The organism is Spirochaeta dissipatitropha (genome assembly GCF_054657935.1).
Genome location: NZ_BAAHXT010000067.1, coordinates 1 through 215, shown reverse-complemented (window position 1 = coordinate 215; position 215 = coordinate 1). Strand labels below are relative to the sequence as shown.

The following is a 215-nucleotide window of genomic DNA, read 5'->3' as shown; positions in this document are numbered from 1 at the left end:
CGGAAATTACTTGCACTCACCTACGAGAGCAAGCTGGGAATTCGGGACGTTGCGCGACTGACCGGAATTTCAAAAACAACAGTAAACGAATATTTGGTGCGATTTCGTCGTGCCGGAATCAGCTATGAAGAGAGCTTGAAGCTTTCCGACAGCCAACTACTGGAGCTGTTCGAAGAGAAAAAGCAGGAGGAAAGTGAACAGTACACGCAGCTGAC

Annotated in this window: 1 protein-coding gene; it reads left to right on the top strand. The window is 48.4% G+C overall.

Annotated elements, in window-relative coordinates; genetic code table 11:
• On the top strand, positions 1-215 hold a 215-nt coding region (locus ACYQ2L_RS17255; protein ID WP_460058376.1), incomplete at both ends, for a hypothetical protein.